23 protein-coding genes are annotated in these 17,617 nt (G+C 65.6%); 3 read left to right on the forward strand and 20 right to left on the reverse strand.

Features of this window, described 5'->3' with window-relative positions; translation table 11 throughout:
- Positions 1-139 precede the first annotated feature (139 nt).
- Positions 140-505 carry a hypothetical protein gene (locus CXB49_RS12180; RefSeq protein ID WP_101708651.1) on the forward strand — a complete coding sequence of 122 codons (366 nt, stop codon included), beginning with the start codon at positions 140-142 and terminating at the stop codon, positions 503-505.
- 43 nt (positions 506-548) lie between these two features.
- Here the strand turns inward: CXB49_RS12180 and CXB49_RS12185 are convergent, their stop codons facing one another.
- The 20 genes from CXB49_RS12185 to rpoE all read right to left on the reverse strand — a co-directional run bounded on the left by CXB49_RS12185 (position 549) and on the right by rpoE (position 16,158).
- On the reverse strand, positions 549-1,403 hold the full coding sequence (locus CXB49_RS12185; RefSeq protein ID WP_101708652.1) for a carcinine hydrolase/isopenicillin-N N-acyltransferase family protein: 855 nt from the start codon (positions 1,401-1,403) through the stop codon (positions 549-551).
- Between the two features lie 105 nt (positions 1,404-1,508).
- Positions 1,509-1,976, reverse strand: a complete 468-nt coding sequence (locus CXB49_RS12190) for a GNAT family N-acetyltransferase (protein ID WP_101708653.1) — start codon at positions 1,974-1,976, stop codon at positions 1,509-1,511.
- A 185-nt stretch (positions 1,977-2,161) separates the two neighbouring features.
- Complete coding sequence (locus CXB49_RS12195; protein ID WP_101708654.1) at positions 2,162-2,929, reverse strand: molybdopterin-binding protein; 768 nt, start codon at positions 2,927-2,929, stop codon at positions 2,162-2,164.
- A gap of 4 nt (positions 2,930-2,933) precedes the next feature.
- Entirely contained in the window at positions 2,934-3,407 is a 474-nt protein-coding gene (locus CXB49_RS12200) for a hypothetical protein (protein WP_101708655.1), read from the reverse strand.
- 1 nt (position 3,408) lies between these two features.
- A complete protein-coding gene (gene nagZ, locus CXB49_RS12205; RefSeq protein ID WP_199406679.1) occupies positions 3,409-4,497 on the reverse strand; it encodes a beta-N-acetylhexosaminidase in 1,089 nt (362 codons plus the stop codon).
- Between the two features lie 111 nt (positions 4,498-4,608).
- Complete coding sequence (gene acpS, locus CXB49_RS12210; RefSeq protein ID WP_101708656.1) at positions 4,609-4,986, reverse strand: holo-ACP synthase; 378 nt, start codon at positions 4,984-4,986, stop codon at positions 4,609-4,611.
- Entirely contained in the window at positions 4,983-5,534 is a 552-nt protein-coding gene (locus CXB49_RS12215) for a metal-dependent hydrolase (protein WP_101708657.1), read from the reverse strand. Before CXB49_RS12215 ends, acpS begins: the two co-directional genes overlap by 4 nt.
- The gene (gene pdxJ / locus CXB49_RS12220) at positions 5,534-6,262 is read right to left on the reverse strand and encodes a pyridoxine 5'-phosphate synthase (protein WP_101710695.1); all 729 of its coding nucleotides are present in this window, start codon (positions 6,260-6,262) and stop codon (positions 5,534-5,536) included. The genes CXB49_RS12215 and pdxJ overlap by 1 nt, the downstream gene beginning before the upstream one ends.
- A gap of 16 nt (positions 6,263-6,278) precedes the next feature.
- Entirely contained in the window at positions 6,279-7,016 is a 738-nt protein-coding gene (recO, locus tag CXB49_RS12225; protein ID WP_101708658.1) for a DNA repair protein RecO, read from the reverse strand.
- Positions 7,013-7,300 (reverse strand): antibiotic biosynthesis monooxygenase, encoded by a 288-nt coding sequence (locus CXB49_RS12230; protein WP_101708659.1) that lies wholly within the window; start codon positions 7,298-7,300, stop codon positions 7,013-7,015. Before CXB49_RS12230 ends, recO begins: the two co-directional genes overlap by 4 nt.
- Positions 7,300-8,190: a GTPase Era gene (era, locus tag CXB49_RS12235; RefSeq protein ID WP_101708660.1), complete on the reverse strand. Its 891-nt coding sequence runs from the start codon at positions 8,188-8,190 to the stop codon at positions 7,300-7,302. The genes CXB49_RS12230 and era overlap by 1 nt, the downstream gene beginning before the upstream one ends.
- Positions 8,187-8,897, reverse strand: a complete 711-nt coding sequence (gene rnc, locus CXB49_RS12240) for a ribonuclease III (RefSeq protein ID WP_101708661.1) — start codon at positions 8,895-8,897, stop codon at positions 8,187-8,189. The genes era and rnc overlap by 4 nt, the downstream gene beginning before the upstream one ends.
- A 7-nt stretch (positions 8,898-8,904) precedes the next feature.
- Positions 8,905-9,264 (reverse strand): DUF4845 domain-containing protein, encoded by a 360-nt coding sequence (locus CXB49_RS12245; RefSeq protein ID WP_101710696.1) that lies wholly within the window; start codon positions 9,262-9,264, stop codon positions 8,905-8,907.
- 46 nt (positions 9,265-9,310) lie between these two features.
- Entirely contained in the window at positions 9,311-10,288 is a 978-nt protein-coding gene (gene lepB, locus CXB49_RS12250; RefSeq protein ID WP_101708662.1) for a signal peptidase I, read from the reverse strand.
- Positions 10,289-12,082: a translation elongation factor 4 gene (lepA, locus tag CXB49_RS12255; protein WP_101708663.1), complete on the reverse strand. Its 1,794-nt coding sequence runs from the start codon at positions 12,080-12,082 to the stop codon at positions 10,289-10,291.
- Between the two features lie 156 nt (positions 12,083-12,238).
- Positions 12,239-12,478, reverse strand: a complete 240-nt coding sequence (locus CXB49_RS12260; protein WP_101708664.1) for a glutaredoxin family protein — start codon at positions 12,476-12,478, stop codon at positions 12,239-12,241.
- Entirely contained in the window at positions 12,475-13,887 is a 1,413-nt protein-coding gene (locus tag CXB49_RS12265; protein ID WP_101708665.1) for a DegQ family serine endoprotease, read from the reverse strand. Before CXB49_RS12265 ends, CXB49_RS12260 begins: the two co-directional genes overlap by 4 nt.
- Before the next feature lie 223 nt (positions 13,888-14,110).
- The gene (locus tag CXB49_RS12270; protein ID WP_233492792.1) at positions 14,111-15,007 is read right to left on the reverse strand and encodes a MucB/RseB C-terminal domain-containing protein; all 897 of its coding nucleotides are present in this window, start codon (positions 15,005-15,007) and stop codon (positions 14,111-14,113) included.
- 68 nt (positions 15,008-15,075) lie between these two features.
- Positions 15,076-15,555 carry a sigma-E factor negative regulatory protein gene (locus tag CXB49_RS12275; RefSeq protein ID WP_101708667.1) on the reverse strand — a complete coding sequence of 160 codons (480 nt, stop codon included), beginning with the start codon at positions 15,553-15,555 and terminating at the stop codon, positions 15,076-15,078.
- Between the two features lie 3 nt (positions 15,556-15,558).
- Positions 15,559-16,158 carry an RNA polymerase sigma factor RpoE gene (gene rpoE, locus CXB49_RS12280; protein ID WP_101708668.1) on the reverse strand — a complete coding sequence of 200 codons (600 nt, stop codon included), beginning with the start codon at positions 16,156-16,158 and terminating at the stop codon, positions 15,559-15,561.
- Positions 16,159-16,401: 243 nt separating this feature from the next.
- Between rpoE and prpB the strand changes: the two genes are divergently transcribed.
- Both prpB and CXB49_RS12290 read left to right on the forward strand, forming a co-directional pair.
- Positions 16,402-17,277: a methylisocitrate lyase gene (gene prpB / locus CXB49_RS12285; protein ID WP_101708669.1), complete on the forward strand. Its 876-nt coding sequence runs from the start codon at positions 16,402-16,404 to the stop codon at positions 17,275-17,277.
- A 1-nt stretch (position 17,278) separates the two neighbouring features.
- Complete coding sequence (locus CXB49_RS12290; protein WP_101708670.1) at positions 17,279-17,605, forward strand: cupin domain-containing protein; 327 nt, start codon at positions 17,279-17,281, stop codon at positions 17,603-17,605.
- Positions 17,606-17,617 lie beyond the last annotated feature (12 nt).

Genomic DNA, 17,617 nt, shown 5'->3' on the forward strand with positions numbered 1-17,617 from the left:
TGAAAATCTCGCGCGCAAGCGGAATCATCTCGATGCGCCGTCCGGGCTTGGGAAAAAAATCTGTCGGTTCTATAGATAGTAAACACGCTCGGAGAAGCGCGCATGCCGGCGCCCCGCCGTCCACCTGGAGAGTGAAACGATGAAAACCCTGCCGCTATTGATCGCCGCCGCCATCGGCGCCGCCGCCCTGACCGCCTGCGCCAGTCCGGAGGAGATCCGCGCGATGGATCAACGGACCTGCACCGGCTACGGCTTCCAGCCGGGCACCGACAACTACGCCAACTGCATGATGAAGCAGTCCGACAAGCGCGACCAGGAAAGCCGCGACGCGCGCGCGCGGATGGCGCAACCGGCTCAGCCGGCGCCTAACGCGCCGTCCACCACCGTCATCGTCATCCCCACCGACGGCAAGCCCAAGCTGCCGGACTGCCGGATGCAGGATCCCGGCGTGACGCTGAATATGGACGGCATGTGGGCGGGACCGAACTGTACTCCGGCCCACTGACGCCTCCCCCCTTCGCGACAGGCCGGCGCGATGCCGGCCTGTTTCATGGCAGCAGCCTGCCCGCCGGCCGCGCCCAGAACGCCGCGTCCAGCGCGTAGTCTCCTTCCCGCGGCGGCTGTCCCGGATTGGCCAGCAGCAAATGCAGCCTGGGCGCCGCCCCCGCCGGCAGCGCCATCTGCCAGCCGGCCAGCGTGTGCTCGCGGCCGTCGCGCCACAGGCTGTCGTCCGGGCCGTCGTGGCGGTCCCGGCTCAGTTGCTGGAATTCGGCAAGCGTGTGCGCCGGATGCTGATCAAGCAGCCAGCCGATGCGGGCGAGCCGCGCCCGGCTGCTGGCGCCGATTTTCTGCTCGCCGTCCAGCAGCGAGGTGTCGGCGTAATGATTGGTATGCGCCAAGACGCCGTTTTGCTGGCGCGTCAGCCGATAGCGCCCGTGCTGGCCGACCTCCACCTGCATCAGGCCGCCGGCGTCGGCCAGCAGCAGAAACACCGGACGCGCCTGCGGGAACAGCTGGTCGGCGGCGGCGGCCACCTGGTCCAGCGAGCCGTAATCGCGCAACAGCCGCGTCATCACGCCGTGGCGATCGCCATCGGCCTGCCGCAACGCGCGCGGCAGGCTGCTGGCCTCGGCGCTGACCACCGCCAGCTCCTTCTCGTTGACGCCGGCCTTGATGCCCGGCTCGCGGCCATTGTCGGCGTACAGGCCCAGATAGGCGTAGCCGCGCGCCGGGCGGCGCAGGCTCAGCGACTGGACGTGGTCGGGCTTCCAGTCGCGATTCTTGGCCAGCAGCGTGCCGTCCGAACTGGCTGCCCCGGCCGCGCCCCACAGCGTGCAGGCATGGGCCGGAGAAAAAGCCAGCGCGCCGGCGACGCCGGCCACAGCCAACCATGAATAGCGCACGGTCTTCCCCTACTGAGTCGAGAGATGAAACAAATTCTCTCATGCCGCCGGAAACGACGAGCATCCCGCTTGCAAACAAATGTGGGGACGACGCGCTCGGCGGCGTCAGGCCGATAGCGACGAAAACCGGTACTCCAGCACTTCGTCGCCATAGCCGTCCACTTCGCCGGTGGAGGTCCAGCCCAAATGGCGATAGAAGCCGTGGGAGCGCACCGCCGGATCGCTGTTGCAGCCGAGGAACAGACGCGTGTGACCTTGGTCTTGCAGAAGCTGCATGACCCGCGCCAGCAAGGTCTTTCCGACGCCGGCCCCTTCGAACGCCGGCAACAGCGCCAGCACCACGATCTCGCCGCTTTGCGCGTCGCCGAAGCAATAGCCGGCGATGCGGCCGTCGGCCTCCGCCACCACGCCGGGCAGCGCGCCGTCGGCCACGCCCTGCGCCCAGCTCTCCCGCGTGATGCCCAACGCGTTCAGCGTGGCCTCGGCGATGGCGTTCTCGCGGGTCTGGCCGCGGATGACGATGCAGGTCGCCACGTCGTCGGGACGGGCGTGGCGATAGCGGATGATGCGCATGTGTTTTTCTCTTTAAAGAACGATGGATGTCCAAATCGGACCCGGCAAGGCTTGAAATGGTTCGCGCCCAGGCAATCCGGCCGCGCAAAGAAAAACCCGCGGGAACCGGCAGGTTCGCGCGGGCGGTTTCCGGCCGAGGCGGCCAGTATAAGGGCATTGAAATTCAAAATGGATTTCCGCGCCCGCTATCCCGCCGCCGCCGCCGCTTTGTCCCTCACCTCGTACCCCCGCTCCCCCAAGGCCTTCACCCACTCGACGATGGCGATCTCCACCAGGGCCGGCTGGCCGGCGAAGCCGAACTCGATGTGCATCTCCGGAATCGCCTCATTGCCGAAATTGGGCAGGCTGGACAGCCTCAGGGCCGGGTAACGGGCTGTGAAGTCCTGCATCAGGCCGATCAGATCGCCTTCGCGGGCCCGGATCGCGATGCAGGCTTTCTCGATGTCGGGACTGTCGTTGAACAGTTGCCGGTAACACGTGTCCAGCACCCACTCCGCCATCGGCCAAGCCATGCTGGGAAAACCAGGCAGGAAATGGACGTGGCCGTGGAAAAAGCCGGCGATCTGGTTGACCGGATTCGGGATGATGGCGGCGCCTTGCGGGAAGTGGCCCATCTGAATCCGGTGCGGGTAGGCGTCGGCGCCGAAGCGCGCCTCTATCAGCGCGCAGGCGTCCGGGTGCGGCGCCAGCGGCAGGCCCAGCGCGGCGGCGGCGCAGGCGCGGGTGTGGTCGTCCGGCGTCGCGCCTATGCCGCCGAAGCTGAACACCAGATCGTCGCCGGCGAAGGCGCGGCGCAAGGCGGCCTCGATGCGGGCCGGATCGTCGCCGAGATACTCGGCCCAGGCCAGCTTCATCCCGCGCGCGGCCAGGATGCGGATCAGCGTCTGCATATGCTTGTCCTGGCGTTTGCCGGACAACAACTCGTCGCCGATGATCAGCGCGCCTACCTGCATGGTCCTACTCCCTGTCCTCGTCCAGCATGCGCCGGCAGACGGCATAACAATCGTCGATATGGCTGTTGCCGACATAGCGCATCGCGGCGAAGCCCATCGCGGCGTTGACCGCCCAGCCCAGAACCGGCACCAGCTTCAAAGCCTGCTTGCCGGCCCAGCGTCCGGCGGTGCGCCGGACCAGGGTGGTCAGCAGCGCGCGGGTGATCTCCATCCCCAGCAGCGCGCTGCCGGCGCGGCGGATCAGCTGATACAGCATCTGCTTGCGCGCCGCGTCGTAGCGGTCCATCTGTTCCGGCGCCACGCCGAAACGCTGGTTGATCGCCGGAATCAGCTGCAGCAGGATGGCCACGTCGGCGGCGACGTCGACGCCGGGCGCCGGCAAGGCCGACGCGCCGGCCGACAGCGCCGCCCGGCCATTGACCATGGCCCGGCACTGGTCGCGGACGGCGTCGAGCTCGGCCAGGCTGGCGGGCAGCATCTCAGTGCGCCTCGCCCACTTGCGGGCCGGTCAGCGCGTCCTTCGGCATCGCCAGCTGCCGCACCACCGCCTGGGCGGCGGCGAAGTCCGGCGTGGCGATCTGCCGCTGCCAATCGGCGGCGGCGCTCTTGGCGGCCATCCGCTCCAGCCGCTCGGCCAGTTTGGGCTGAGCCGGCGGGACCAGCGCCGCCAGCATCGTGTCGGCCTCCTCCGGCTGGTTGCAGACCAGCACCATGTCGCAGCCGGCGGCCAAGGCCGCGTCGGCTCGCTGCACATAAGTGCCGGCGCCGGCCGCGCCGGCCATGTCCAGCGCGTCGGAGAAGATCACGCCGTCGAAATCCAGCTTGCCGCGCAGAATGTCGGTCAGCCAGACCTTGGAGAAACCGGCCGGCTGGCCATCCACCGCCGGGTACAACACGTGGGCCGGCATCACCGCGCCCATGCCGGCCTCGGCCAGGCGGGCGAACGGCACCAGATCGTCGCGCTCGATCTGGGCCAGGCTGCGGTCGTCCTGCGGCATCAGGTGGTGGCTATCGCCCTCCACGTAGCCGTGGCCGGGGTAGTGCTTGCCGCAGCTCATCATGCCGCCGCGTCCCAGGCCTTGTTGCAAGGCTTCGGCCAGTTCCGCCACCGCTTCCGGATCGCGGTGGAAGGCGCGGTTGCCGATGACGGCGCAACGCTCCCAATCCAGATCCAACACCGGGGTGAACGACAAATCGATGCCGCAGGCGGACAACTCGGCCGCCAGCACATAGCCTACGGTCTCCGCCAGCGTCAACGCCTGATCGCGGTCGGCGTCCCAGGCCTCGCCCAGCACATTCATCGGCGGCAGGCGGGTGAAGCCGTCGAGGAAGCGCTGCACGCGGCCGCCCTCGTGATCGACGGCGATCAACAGATGCGGCGCACGCAAGGCGCGTATCTCGGCGGTCAGCGCGCGCAGCTGTTCGATATTCTGGAAGTTGCGGCGGAACAGAATGATGCCGCCGACCAGCGGATGCGACAGCCTGGCGCGTTCCTGCTCGCTGAGCGTCAGGCCGGCGATGTCGACCATCACCGGACCGCGCGGGAGGTTCAAAGTCGTTTGAGTCATGGTTTCGTCCTCGACCATGGCGGGGCGGGCGTAGCCGACCCGGATATTGCACAGACAATGGCGGAGCGCCGACCGTTCCCGCGCCTGTCGCGCGGACGGGGGCGGCCCGCCCTACGATTCAAGCACGACGAAGGCCAGCGCGTGGCCGCGCTCGTCGCTGATGGACAGATGCATGCGCGTGACGCCGCGCGCGGCGGCGAAGGCGGCCAGCTCGTCGGACAGGACCAGCAGCGGCTTGCCGAGCGCGTCGTGGGCCACGCCTATCGCCGTCAGCAAGGCCGGCGCCACCACGCCGGTGCCCAAGGCCTTGGCGAAGGCCTCCTTGACGGCGAAGCGCTTGGCGAGGAAGCGCGCCGGCTCGCCATGGGCCTCGAATTCGACCAGCTCCGACGGCGTCAGGATGCGGCGGCCGGCCTTGGCGCCCCAGCGCTGGACCAGCTCGTCCATTCGGGCGATCTCGACCAGATCGGTGCCTATGCCGTGGATCATGCAGCCCTCCTCAGCCACCATCCCCTGCCCAGCCACAATGCCGCGCAGGGCAGCCAGACATAGAGAAACTCGGTATCGACCACGCGCCAGCCCTTGGGACCGAACCAGCGTTTCAGACCGAGCGGCGCGCCTTCTATCGGCTTCCAATCGCTCAGATAGCGATGATCCGACCAGGGCATGAACAAGGCCGGACCGAAGCTGGCGTCGCAGATCATGTCCAGCGCCGCGTGCGAGGCCACAGACAGGAACAGCAGCACGGTCGCCATCGCGGCGCTCAGACCCGCTCTTCGCCAGATGGGGCGAGCGAGCCAGGCCAGCAGCGCCGCCAACAGGGCTGCGGCGGCCAGCGAATGGGAAAAGCCCCGGTGTCCCCACGGGCTGGCATAGGGAATGCCCAGCTTGAAGGTGACCACGTCCAGGTCCGGCAGCATCGCCGCCGCGCCGCACAACGCCAGCCACGGCAGCACGCCGGGTTCGGACAATGGTTTGCGGCAGGCGAGGCCGACCAGCGTCGCGCCGGCCAGCGCGTGGGTGACGATGGTGGGCATCAGCGGGCGCGCGCGCTTTCCATCAAGGCCTTCATCTCGCGCACCGCCTGCGGGAAGCCGACGAACAGCGCGTGGGCGACGATGGCGTGGCCGATGTTCAATTCGGCGATCTGCGGGATCGCGGCGATCGGCTTGACGTTGTGGTAGTTCAGGCCGTGGCCGGCGTTGACCACCATGCCCAGGCCGGCGCCGAACTCGGCGGCCTCGCGGATGCGGGCGAGCTCGGCCTCGCGCTCACTGGCGTGCGGCGCGTCGGCATAGGCGCCGGTATGCAGCTCGATCACGCGCGCGCCGGCGTCGAAGGCCCTCTGGATCTGCTCGCGGTCCGGGTCGATGAAGATGGACACGCGAATGCCGGCTTCGGCCAGCTTGCCGGTGTAGTGCTTGACGTCGGCGTAGTGTCCGCGCACGTCCAGACCGCCCTCGGTGGTGACCTCCTCGCGCTTCTCCGGCACCAGGCAGACGTCTTCCGGCGCCACTTCCAGCGCGTGCGCCAGCATTTCCGGCGTCATCGCCATTTCCAGATTCATCCGGGTCTTCAACACCGGGCGCATCGCCTTGACGTCGGCGTCCTGGATGTGGCGGCGGTCTTCGCGCAGATGCAGCGTGATCAGGTCGGCGCCGCTGGATTCGGCCACCAGCGCGGCCTCGACCGGGCTGGGGTAGCGGGTGCCGCGCGCCTGGCGCAGCGTGGCGACGTGATCGATGTTTACGCCCAACAGAATCATTTTCTTCTCCATTGTTTTAATCCGACAACGATTGGATGGCCTGCAACAGTTCGCGCGAAGCCAGCGGCGTGTCGCCCAGCAGCGCGGCCAGCCACACCCGGCTCAGCTGGCGGGCCTGGCCGCGCACCGCCGGATCGCTGTAATCGTCGGCGTCCAGCGCCAGCAAGGCCGCGCCGGACAGCCGCGCCGCGCCGCCGGACGGCGCCAGCTCCGGATATTCGTCCCGCTCCGGCAGCGCCGCGTTGCGGCACAGATAATGCCGCTCGGCGACCACGGCCTCGCCATGGTTGTCGCGCGCCAGCGACGGCGCGTAGCCCAGCACCTGCGCCAGCCGGATCTCGTAGCGGCGCAATACCGGCGCCAGCGGCGGCCGTCTGGCCAGGTCGCGCACCGCCGCGTCGTAAACGGCAAAAGCCCGCGGTTCGGGATCGTCCCGCGCCGTGAGCTTCAGCATCAATTCATTCAGATAAAAACCGCATACCAGCGGCAAGCCAAACAGCGGCCTGACCCCGCCTTCCCAGTCGGCGCCGTGCAGCGTGCGCAACTCGTTCTTGCCGAACCACGACAACGTCAGCGGCTGAAACGGCAACAGCACGCCGCGCAGGTCCGAACGCGGCCGCCGCGCGCCGCGCGCCACCAGGCTGAAACGGCCGTGGTCGCGGGTCAGCACCTCCAGCAGCAGGCTGGTCTCGCGGTAGGGCTGGGTATGCAGAATGTAGGCCGGCTGCTTGTCCACCCGTCCCGGCTGGCTCATGCGCCGACGCTCCCGGGCAGGCTGCGGCGGACTTCGAAGCCGAACTCGCCGGCGCCGCGCCCCAGCCGTTGCTGCACCAGCTGCTCGACGCGACCACGCCAGGCGGCGATGGCGTCCACGCTATCCCAGTAGGTCAGCTGCGCCACCGCGTCGCCGCCCAGACAGCCCGGCTGCGCGGAGGCGAGACGCAGCGCGCAGATGGCCAGGCCGCCCAGCGCCGGCGTCTCGGCCGATAGCCGCACCGCCCAGCACGGCTGGGCCGGCGCCGTCTCCAGCGGCCTCATCAATCCAGACCGAACTCGCGCAGGAAGCGGACGTCGTCGGCCCAGCCGGACTTCACTTTCACCCACACCTGAAGGAAGACCTTGCCGTCGAACAGTTTTTCCATGTCCAGGCGCGCCTCGGTGGAAATTTTCTTCAGCTTCTCGCCGGCCTTGCCGATGACGATGGGCTTCTGATGTTCCTTGTCCACCAGCACCGCGATGTGGATGCGGCGCAGCGCGCCGTCCATCTCGAACATCTCCACTTCGACGTTCATCTCGTACGGCAGCTCTTCGCCCAGGTAGCGGAACAGCTTTTCGCGGACGATTTCGGCGGACAGGAAGCGCTCGTTCTTGTCGGTGATCATGTCCTCGGGGTACAAGGGCATGGACTCCGGCAGATGCGGGCGGACCTGATCCAACAGCTCGGCCAGGCGCTGGCCGTGCTTGGCGCTGACCACCTCTACGCCGGCGAACGCGAACTCGGCCGTCACCTCGTCGATGAAAGCCTGCAAGGTCAGCTTGTCCTTGGCCTTGTCCAACTTGTTCACCACCAGGATGACCGGGGTCTTCTTCGGCAGCAGCGCCATCACCTCGCGGTCGGCGGCGGTGAAGCGCATCGCCTCCAGCAGGAACAGCACGCAATCGACACTGCCCAGCGAGTCCTTGACGCTCTTGTTCAGCGCCTCGTTCAGCGCGCCCTTGTGGTAAGTCTGGAAACCCGGCGTGTCGACGAAGACGAACTGCGCCGCATCCTCGGTATGAATGCCGGTGACGCGGTGGCGGGTAGTCTGCGATTTCTTCGAGGTGATGCTGATCTTCTGGCCGATCAGGTGGTTCATCAACGTGGACTTGCCCACATTGGGACGGCCGACGATGGCGACGAAGCCGCAATGGAATAGAGTATCGGTCATGATTTTTTCTTGATTGCTGCGAGTTTCTGTTCCAGCAGGACGATGGCCGCTTCGGCGGCCTGCTGTTCGGCGGCGCGACGGCTGCCGCCGTCGCCGGTGGCGATCAGGGCCATCTCGCCCAGATCGCACTCCACCTTGAACCACTGTTCGTGGGCTTCGCCGCTCTGCGACAGGATGCGATACCTCGGCAGCGCCAGCTTGCGCGCCTGCAGCGCCTCCTGCAGGCGGGTTTTGGCGTCCTTGGCCTGGCGGGTGGTGTCTATCGTGGCCACGCGCTGGGCGTACAGCTTGCGCACCACCTGCTCGGCGGCGGCGAAGTCGGCGTCGAAACTGACGGCGGCGAACGTCGCCTCCAGCGCGTCGGCCAGAATGGACGGCCGGTTGAAGCCGCCGCTCTTCAGCTCGCCCTCGCCCAGATACAGATAGTCGCCCAGCGTCAGCTCGTGGGCGATCTCGGCCAGCGTGTTCTGGTTGACCAGATTGGCGCGCAAGCGCGACAGCTCGCCCTCGGTCAGTTGCGGGAAGCGGTCGAACAGCATCCGCGCCACGGTGTAATTGAGGATGCTGTCGCCGACGAATTCGAAGCGCTCGTTGTTGGCGCTGCTATGGCTGCGGTGCGTCAGCGCCTGGCGCAGCAATTCCGGTTTCTGAAATGCATAATCCAGCGCCTGGGACAGGCGCCGGAATCGGTTGTCGATTTGAGTCACGATGTGATTATTGGGCGGGCGGCTGGCCCGCCTGGGTGTCGAAATGGAAAAGCAGGCCGATGTTGCCGAACAGCGGCACTTCGCGCTGGTACTGCGCGCGCAGGTAATTGCTGCTGTTGCCGGCCACCACCGTCAGCTGGCCGCCCTTGATGGAAACGATGCCGGCCACCGACGCCTTCTGGTCGAACTCCTGCCGCAGCGTTTGCTCGCCGACATTGGTTTCGCCGGCCAGGGTGCCCAGCGCGGTCTTCACGTCGCCGTATTCGGAGTACACCGGCACCACCTTGAATACCAGCAGCAGGGCGGAGCCTACCAGCAGCAACACCACCAAAACCGCAATTACCGACATGCCTCTCTGCTGTTTCATGCGTTTCTCCCGGTCATGGCCGCCCATGGCCTGACAATGATTTTTTTTACTGCACCTTGGTGCCGATGCGCGACAGGTCGCCGAAGTTCATCCAGATCATGAAGGCCTTGCCGACCATCAGATCGTCTTTGACGAAGCCCCAGTAGCGGCCGTCGGAACTGTTGTCGCGGTTGTCGCCCATCATGAAGTAATGGCCCTGCGGCACCTTGCACGCGAAGCCGTCGTCATCATAACGGCAATTGTCGCGGTACTGGAAATCCTGCACCTGGCTCAGCGCCACCACCGGCGTGCCCGGATTGTTCAGCACCTTGTAGTCCTTGCCGCCCTGACTCTCGCGGAACCGGTTGGCGCTGATCTGCTGCAGGCCCAACTCCTTTTCCAGATAGTCGTAGTTGCCGTCGGCGGCGTCCGGCAACGGCTTGCCGTTGATCGTCAGGCGCTTGTTGCGGTACTCCACCATGTCGCCGGGCAGGCCTATCACCCGCTTGATGTAGTTGATCTTCGGATTCGGCGGATAGTTGAACACCACCACGTCGCCATGCTGCACCTGGCCGACCGGGATCAATACATTATTGAGCACCGGCACGCGAATGCCATAGGCGAACTTGTTGACCAGGATGAAGTCGCCGACCACCAGGCCCGGCCGCATCGAGCTGGACGGAATCTGGAACGGCTCGACCAGGAAGGAGCGCAGCAGGAAAACGACGAAGATCACCGGGAAGAAACCGCGCGAGTAATCGACGAAGTGGCCGGCCTGGGCATCGGCGGCGGCGCGCTTCCTCGCCAGCAGCCACTTGTCCAGCGCCCACACCGCGCCGGTGATCACGACGAATACCAGCATCACCGCGGTGAAGCTCATGTAGTTGGACAGGAAGCCGAAACCGCCTATCACCACCGCCAGGTAGCCCCACTGCACCGACTGAGGCCAATCGCTCGCGCCTTCCTTCTTGGCGCCGCCCAGCAGGATCAGCAGCACGCCGACGACGGCGAGCGCCACGAACACCCAGTACAAGTTTGCACCCACTTATTTGTCCCCTACTTGAAGAATGGCGAGGAAAGCCTCTTGCGGGATTTCCACGTTGCCGACCTGCTTCATCCGCTTCTTGCCGGCCTTTTGCTTTTCCAGCAGCTTTTTCTTCCGAGTGATGTCGCCGCCGTAGCACTTGGCCAACACGTTCTTGCGCAGCGCCTTCACCGTCTCGCGCGCGATGATGTGGCCGCCGATGGCCGCCTGCACCGCGATGTCGAACATCTGGCGCGGAATCAGCTCGCGCATCTTGGACACCAGCTCGCGGCCGCGGTACACGCTGGAAGCGCGGTGCACGATCAGGCTCAGGGCGTCGACCTTCTCGCCGTTGACCAGCACGTCCAGCTTGACCAGGTCGGCGCTCTGGAATTCCTTGAACTCGTAGTCCAGCGAGGCGTAGCCGCGGCTGGTGGACTTCAGCTTGTCGAAGAAGTCCATCACCACCTCGTTCATCGGCAGATCGTAGGTCAGCATCACCTGCCGGCCCAGATACTGCATATTGCGCTGCACGCCGCGCTTCTGGTTGCACAGCGTCATCACCGCGCCGACATAGTCCTGCGGCACCAGGATGGTGGAGGTGATGATGGGCTCGCGCAAATCTTCGTATTTGCCGGCGTCCGGCATCCGCGACGGATTGGACACCACTTCCACCACGCCGTCCCGCATCACCACTTCGTAGTTCACCGTCGGCGCGGTGGTGATCAGATCCATGTCGAACTCGCGCTCCAGCCGCTCCTGGACGATCTCCAGGTGCAAGAGGCCGAGGAAGCCGCAGCGGAAGCCGAAGCCCAGCGCCTGCGACACCTCCGGCTCGTACTTTAGCGAGGCGTCGTTCAGCTGCAGCTTTTCCAGCGCGTCGCGCAGCGCTTCGTAATCGTGGCTCTCCACCGGATACAGGCCGGCGAACACCTGGGACTGCACGTCCTTGAAGCCCGGCAGCGCCTCGGCGGCCGGCTTGGACACCAGCGTGATGGTGTCGCCGACCTTGGCCGACTTCAATTCCTTGATGCCGGCAATGACGAAACCCACCTCGCCGGCGTTCAGGCTTTGACGCTGGACCGACTTCGGCGTGAACACGCCGACCTGTTCGCACAGATGCTCGGCGCCGGTGGCCATGAACTTGATCTTGTCCTTGGGCTTCAAGGAACCGTCGATCACGCGCACCAGCATCACCACGCCGACGTAGTTGTCGAACCAGGAGTCGACGATCAACGCCTTCAGCGGGCCGTCCGGGTTGCCCTTGGGCGCCGGAATCTTGTTGACCACCTCTTCCAGGATGTCCTCGATGCCGATGCCGGACTTGGCCGACGCGCGCACCGCCTCGACGGCTTCGATGCCGATGATGTCCTCGATTTCCTGCGAAATGCGCTCCGGATCGGCGGCCGGCAGGTCGATCTTGTTCAGCACCGGCACCACTTCGACGCCCAGCTCGATGGCGGTGTAGCAGTTGGCGACGGTCTGAGCTTCCACGCCCTGCGACGCGTCCACCACCAACAGCGCGCCTTCGCAGGCGGACAGCGAACGCGACACTTCATAGCTGAAGTCCACATGTCCCGGCGTGTCGATCAGGTTCAGCTTGTATATCTGGCCGTCGCGGGCCTTGTACTCCAAGGCGGCGGTCTGCGCCTTGATGGTGATGCCGCGTTCCTTCTCGATATCCATCGAGTCGAGCACCTGAGCGCTCATTTCGCGTAACTCCAGGCCCCCGCAGAATTGAATGAAGCGGTCGGCCAAGGTGGATTTGCCATGGTCGATATGGGCAATGATCGAAAAATTTCGGATGTTCTTCATCGGTTTCCAGCAAAAGATAAGGGCACGCTAGCGTGCCCGGGGCTGCTGACGGACGGCCCTGCCGGGGCCCATCGGGGTCCGGCGGCTGCCGGAAGCCGGTCAGCAAGCGGGGGCGCGGTACGCGCGCCCCCGGTTTGACTCACACTGGCGCGGATTTTAGCCGATTTCGCCCAAGTGTGCAGCCAATCTCGCGGCATCCAGATGCCAGTGGCAGATTTCCGCCTCGCCGTCCATCAGCACCGGCACCCATTCGTTGAAACGCGCCTCCAGCGCCGGATCGGCGTCGACGTCGACAACCACCAGCTCGAAGCCGTGACGCTGGCGCCAGGGCTGCAGCTCGGCCAGCATCTGGTGGCACAGGCTGCAGTATTCGCGAAAATACAGCGTCAGCGTCATTGGGCGTCGCCCACGGTCAGCGGCACGAACTGCACCTGGCCCTGGCGCATCACCTGCAGCGCCACGGTTCCGCCCTTCTTCACCTGGTCCAACGCCTTCTTCAACTGGGCGAAGCTCTGCAGCGGATCGCCGCCTATGCCGACGATGATGTCGCCCGGCTGGATGCCGGCCCGCATCGCCACGCCGTTGGTCGCGCGCACCAACAGGCCGTAGCCTATGCCGGCGCGCTGCAATTGCGCCGGGCTCAGCTCCTGCAGGCGCAGGCCGATCTGAGCCAGGCTCTGCTCTTTCTCGGCACCGGGCTTGCGGTATTCGCGCTGCGCCACCCGGGCATCCTCCTCCTTCAGTTCCTCCGGCACCACGCGGACGGTGGCCTGGGCCCGGTTGCGCCAGACATCTAGCGTGATCGGCTTGCCCGGCGACATGTCGCTGATCAGGCGCTGCAGATCGCCGCTGGAGCCGACCTCCTGACCGTCGATCTTCAAGATGATGTCGCCCGCCTTCAGACCGGCCTTCTGCGCCGGCCCCTTGGGGTCGAGCGCGTTGACCAGCGCGCCGCTGGGCTTGGCCAGACCGAACGAGGCCGCCAACTCCCGGCTCAACTCCTGGATCACCACGCCGATGCGGCTGCGGGTCACCTTGCCCTTGGTCTTCAGCTGGTCGGCCACATTCATCGCGGTGTCGATCGGAATCGCGAAGGAGATGCCCATGAAGCCGCCGGAACGGCTGTAGATCTGCGAATTGATGCCGACCACCTCGCCGTTCAGATTGAACAGCGGACCGCCGGAGTTGCCGGGATTGACCGCGGCGTCGGTCTGGATGAACTGCACGGCGCTCTCGTCCGGCAGCATGCGGTTCTTGCCGGACACGATGCCGGAGGTGGCGGTGTTCTCGAAGCCGAACGGCGAGCCTATGGCCAGCACCCACTGCCCCACTTTCAGGCTTTTCGGGTCCCCCATTCTCACCACCGGCAGATTGCCGGCGTCTATCTTCAGCAGCGCCACGTCGGAGCGCGCGTCGGAGCCTATCACCCTGGCCTGGAACTCCCGCTTGTCGTTCAGCTTGACGGTGATCTTGTCTGCGCGCGCGACCACGTGGGCATTGGTCAGCACATAGCCGTCCTGCGAAATGATGAATCCCGAACCCAGCGAACTCTCCTGATGTTCGCGCTGCTGCGGCGGCGCGAAGCGGCGGAAGAACTCGAAGAACGGATCCCCCTCCATGCCCTCGGGCAAGCCGGAAGTCGACTCTTTGACCGTCGACGTGGTGCTGACATTGACCACCGCCTTGCCCTCGGCCTCGACGATCCGGGCGAAGTCAGGCAGATCCGCGGCCATGGCGGCAGGAAGCTCGGCGGCGAACACGGATGCTGCCAGCATTGCGGAAACGATCAGTTTTTTGACCGACATGTGCGCTCCATCTTTGAAATATTGTGGATTGATGCCCCGGAGATCACCGGTGATTATCATTACGGGATGGCCACGCCGTCAGGCGTCCCCTCCGTCTCCCTTGCGACGCGCCCGGCGGCGCATCATGTGAAACTGGCCGTCTTCCTACGGAAAACGGCCAGTCCTGACACTGCAGGCGGGCGCGCCGCCGCACGGCGGCCGCTCCCGCGCCATCATCGCTGGCTCAATCGCCCTTGCCGTTGACGTGCATGGCCTTCAGCAAGGCCATCATCGCGGTCTGCGGCATATCGCCGACCGCCGTCAGCTGCATGTCGTTCTGATAGCTGGTGGCCATGTTGATCGCGCCGTGCAGATTGCCAATCCGCTCCAGCCTGGCGTTTTCCGGCGGCGGCGGCTCGACGAAGACCGACAGCATCACCAGCCCGTCCGACAAGACCAGATGACGCACCGGCTTGCCGCCCTGCCCCGGCAGGACCCGCTGCACCGAGCGCAGCAGGCGGAAGCCCTGCGGCAAGCCGCTGACTTCGTTCTGCGACACCGACGGATCGGCGCCGGTCGGCGCTTTCGCGGGCCGCAGCAGGAACTTCTGCGGCAACTTGGCCCGGTAGGCCTTCTTGTCCCGCGCGCCGGCCAGCTCCACATCGGTGAAGGTGAACTGCTCGACGCTGTCGCCGCGCGGCGACAGCGTGATCATCTTCAACGGCAGATAGGTGGTCGGATCGACGCACATCCGCATCGAGTAGCGTTGCGGGTCCCGCGGCTGCAAATCCAGCCACTGGCAATCGCGCTTGGCCACCCGGTCGAAGCCGGTGCGTTTGAGGACGTAGGAACGGGTGATGTCTTCCAGATCGTCCGGCAGCAAAGCCGGGAACAATCGCATCGCGCTGATCTTGCACGCCATCAGCGCGCGCTTGTCGGACGCGTAGCAGGTCAGTTCGCCGCCGTTGCGCACGACTTCCCGCGACGGGCCGTCGAGCGAGGTGCGCTTCTCGCGCACCCCGTCTCCCTGGCCCTGGCGGACGATACGGAAGGTTTCCAGCATGCCGTTCATCTGATGCAGATAGGTGCCATCCAGCGCTTGCTGCCTGCCGGCGTTGCCGACATTGCGCAACAGCTGCATGTCATCTTCCGCGTGGGCCGCGCAGGCGGCCCCGAACATCAAAACACCAATCAGTGGAACGACACGCATCAGTGGCGAGCTCCGTTCCCGTAGGAAACCCGCATCACGCCCTGATCCGCCGTCACCTCCTGGTGCGCCAGCACATAAGGATCATCCTGCTCGGCTCCGGCCGGCTGGGCGATCTGGACCGGCACGCCGCGGTCGGCGATCGCCGACGGCGCGGACGCGCGGTGCCCCAGCTGCTGCCAGCCCACCACCGCCGCGAAGCTAACGCTGGCGGCAAGCGCCACCGCGCTGGCGGCGCGGGCGCGGCGCGGGCGCATCCAGCGACGCGGCGCCAGCACCGTAGGCTCCTCCGCCAAGCGCTCGGCCACCCTGGCGCGCACGTCCAGCCCAGCCATGCGGCCGGAACGCATCGCGTCTCCGATCAGGTGATATTGTTCCCAGGCCGCATCCAGGTCCTTATCACCGGCGATGGCGGAGATGGCCTTGCCGGCCGCTGTTCCGTCCAGTTCGCCATCCACCAACGCGGATATCGTTTCTTTCATAACTTACCACCTTCTGTTCTTGGCCGTGTCCAGCAGAGGCCTGAGCTCAGCAGCAATCGCCTCGCGAGCGCGGAAAATCCGCGAACGCACCGTACCTATCGGACAATCCATCACCCTGGCAATTTCATCGTAGGACAGCCCCTCCATCTCCCTGAGGGATATGGCGGTGCGCAACTCCTCCGGCAAAGCGTCCACGGCGGCATTGACCGTCGCAAGAATCTCCTTGTTCATCAGCTCGGTTTCGGGCGTGTTCATGTCCGGGATCTGCGACGCCATGTCGAAGCTCTCGCCGTCCTCGTCCTCGATCTCGCTGTTGACCACCGGACGACGTCCGCTGGCGCTGAGGAAATTCTTGGCCGTGTTGATGCCTATCCTGTACAGCCATGTGTAAAACGCGCTCTCGCCCCGAAAGGACGGCAAGGCACGATACGCTTTGATAAACGCCTCCTGCGTCACATCTTCGATGTCCGAACCGTCGCGTATGAAACGCGACAACAACCTAGCGAGACGTCGCTGATACTTGGCAACAAGCAGATCGAAAGCTCTTTTTTCACCTCGCTGGGCACGCTCCACCAACTGTTGATCGATATCCCGATCACTCATGTCGTTGTTATGCTCCCTGGTTTGCCCACTGTTTTATGTGGTCGTTACGTGGACTGTGATCTAGACCACAGCCTTTGCCTTGAGTTCCCACTGGCGAGGACGATGCGAAACATATCATTCCCACGGCAAAACTTGAACATCCTAATGACAACTATTGCCAGCATTTTGTAGAGCCTTTACACTCCAACCAAGCACTTGCTTGAATGACATGCAATTAACCCAACCTACCATCAGGAGCACCAGATGAGCACTCCCGGGCAACGCTTCCGCCAGGCCGTGGCCGCCGAAAAACCGTTGCAAGTGGTAGGGGCGATCAACGCCTATGCTGCACGTTTGGCCGAACACTCCGGTTTCAAGGCCCTCTACCTGTCCGGCGGCGGCGTCGCCGCCGCCTCCTGCGGCATTCCCGACCTCGGCATCACCACGCTTGAAGACGTGCTGATCGACGCCCGCCGCATCACCGACGTCACCGATCTGCCGCTGCTGGTGGACATCGACACCGGCTGGGGCGGCGCCTTCAACATCGCCCGCGCGGTGCGCAGCCTGGAAAAGGCCGGCGTCGCCGCCGTGCATATCGAGGACCAGGTGCAGCAAAAGCGCTGCGGCCACCGGCCGAACAAGGCCATCGTGCCCCAGGACGAGATGGTGGACCGGATCAAGTCCGCCGTCGACGCCCGCCGCGACGACAGCTTCGTCATCATGGCGCGCACCGACGCGCTGGCGGTGGAAGGCCTGGACGCCGCCATCGAGCGCGCGGTCGCCTGCGTCGAAGCCGGCGCCGACATGATCTTCCCGGAGGCGATGACCGATCTCGCGATGTACCAGCGCTTCGCCGACGCGGTGAAGGTGCCGGTACTGGCCAATATTACAGAGTTCGGCGCCACGCCGCTGTACGGCGCGGAACAATTGGCCGCGCACGGCGTCGGCCTGGTGTTGTACCCCCTGTCCGCCTTCCGCGCGATGAGCAAGGCCGCGCTGGCAGTATACGGCGCGATCCGCCGCGACGGCGGCCAGCAGGCGGTGCTGGACCAGATGCAGACCCGGATGGATCTGTACGAGCACCTGGACTACCACGCCTACGAGCAGAAGCTGGACGCGCTGTTTCAGCAGACGCGCTGACATGCCGGACAATCTGTTCGACGGCATCCCGGCCGACTTGCCGCAGGAATGGCTGCAAACGCTGTTCAGCGGCGACCGGGGTTTTCGCGTCGAACGCATCGTGTCGCGCGGCCACGCTTCGCCGGAAGGCTTCTGGTATCAGCAGGACGAAGAGGAATGGGTGTTGCTGCTGTCCGGCTCGGCCGAGCTGGAATACCAGTCCCCGCCCCGCCGCGTCGCGCTGAAGCCCGGCGACGCCATCGCCATCCCCGCCGGCTGCCGCCACCGCGTGTCGCGGACCGCGCCGGACCAGGACAGCGTGTGGCTGGCCATTTTCTACAAGAAATAATCCCGTCCGCGG

Source organism: Chromobacterium sp. ATCC 53434 (assembly GCF_002848345.1).
Classification (GTDB): Bacteria; Pseudomonadota; Gammaproteobacteria; order Burkholderiales; family Chromobacteriaceae; genus Chromobacterium.

Bases quoted from the DNA above. Each gene is read 5' to 3' on its own strand.
- CXB49_RS12180 (WP_101708651.1), top strand. From the start codon at position 140: ATGAAAACCCTGCCGCTATTGATCGCCGCCGCCATCGGCGCCGCCGCC.
- CXB49_RS12190 (WP_101708653.1), bottom strand. From the start codon at position 1,976: ATGCGCATCATCCGCTATCGCCACGCCCGTCCCGACGACGTGGCGACC.
- CXB49_RS12195 (WP_101708654.1), bottom strand. From the start codon at position 2,929: ATGCAGGTAGGCGCGCTGATCATCGGCGACGAGTTGTTGTCCGGCAAA.
- CXB49_RS12200 (WP_101708655.1), bottom strand. From the start codon at position 3,407: ATGCTGCCCGCCAGCCTGGCCGAGCTCGACGCCGTCCGCGACCAGTGC.
- nagZ (WP_199406679.1), bottom strand. From the start codon at position 4,497: ATGACTCAAACGACTTTGAACCTCCCGCGCGGTCCGGTGATGGTCGAC.
- acpS (WP_101708656.1), bottom strand. From the start codon at position 4,986: ATGATCCACGGCATAGGCACCGATCTGGTCGAGATCGCCCGAATGGAC.
- CXB49_RS12215 (WP_101708657.1), bottom strand. From the start codon at position 5,534: ATGCCCACCATCGTCACCCACGCGCTGGCCGGCGCGACGCTGGTCGGC.
- pdxJ (WP_101710695.1), bottom strand. From the start codon at position 6,262: ATGATTCTGTTGGGCGTAAACATCGATCACGTCGCCACGCTGCGCCAG.
- recO (WP_101708658.1), bottom strand. From the start codon at position 7,016: ATGAGCCAGCCGGGACGGGTGGACAAGCAGCCGGCCTACATTCTGCAT.
- CXB49_RS12230 (WP_101708659.1), bottom strand. From the start codon at position 7,300: ATGAGGCCGCTGGAGACGGCGCCGGCCCAGCCGTGCTGGGCGGTGCGG.
- era (WP_101708660.1), bottom strand. From the start codon at position 8,190: ATGACCGATACTCTATTCCATTGCGGCTTCGTCGCCATCGTCGGCCGT.
- CXB49_RS12245 (WP_101710696.1), bottom strand. From the start codon at position 9,264: ATGAAACAGCAGAGAGGCATGTCGGTAATTGCGGTTTTGGTGGTGTTG.
- lepA (WP_101708663.1), bottom strand. From the start codon at position 12,082: ATGAAGAACATCCGAAATTTTTCGATCATTGCCCATATCGACCATGGC.
- CXB49_RS12260 (WP_101708664.1), bottom strand. From the start codon at position 12,478: ATGACGCTGACGCTGTATTTTCGCGAATACTGCAGCCTGTGCCACCAG.
- CXB49_RS12265 (WP_101708665.1), bottom strand. From the start codon at position 13,887: ATGTCGGTCAAAAAACTGATCGTTTCCGCAATGCTGGCAGCATCCGTG.
- CXB49_RS12270 (WP_233492792.1), bottom strand. From the start codon at position 15,007: ATGCAGCTGTTGCGCAATGTCGGCAACGCCGGCAGGCAGCAAGCGCTG.
- CXB49_RS12275 (WP_101708667.1), bottom strand. From the start codon at position 15,555: ATGAAAGAAACGATATCCGCGTTGGTGGATGGCGAACTGGACGGAACA.
- rpoE (WP_101708668.1), bottom strand. From the start codon at position 16,158: ATGAGTGATCGGGATATCGATCAACAGTTGGTGGAGCGTGCCCAGCGA.
- prpB (WP_101708669.1), top strand. From the start codon at position 16,402: ATGAGCACTCCCGGGCAACGCTTCCGCCAGGCCGTGGCCGCCGAAAAA.
- CXB49_RS12290 (WP_101708670.1), top strand. From the start codon at position 17,279: ATGCCGGACAATCTGTTCGACGGCATCCCGGCCGACTTGCCGCAGGAA.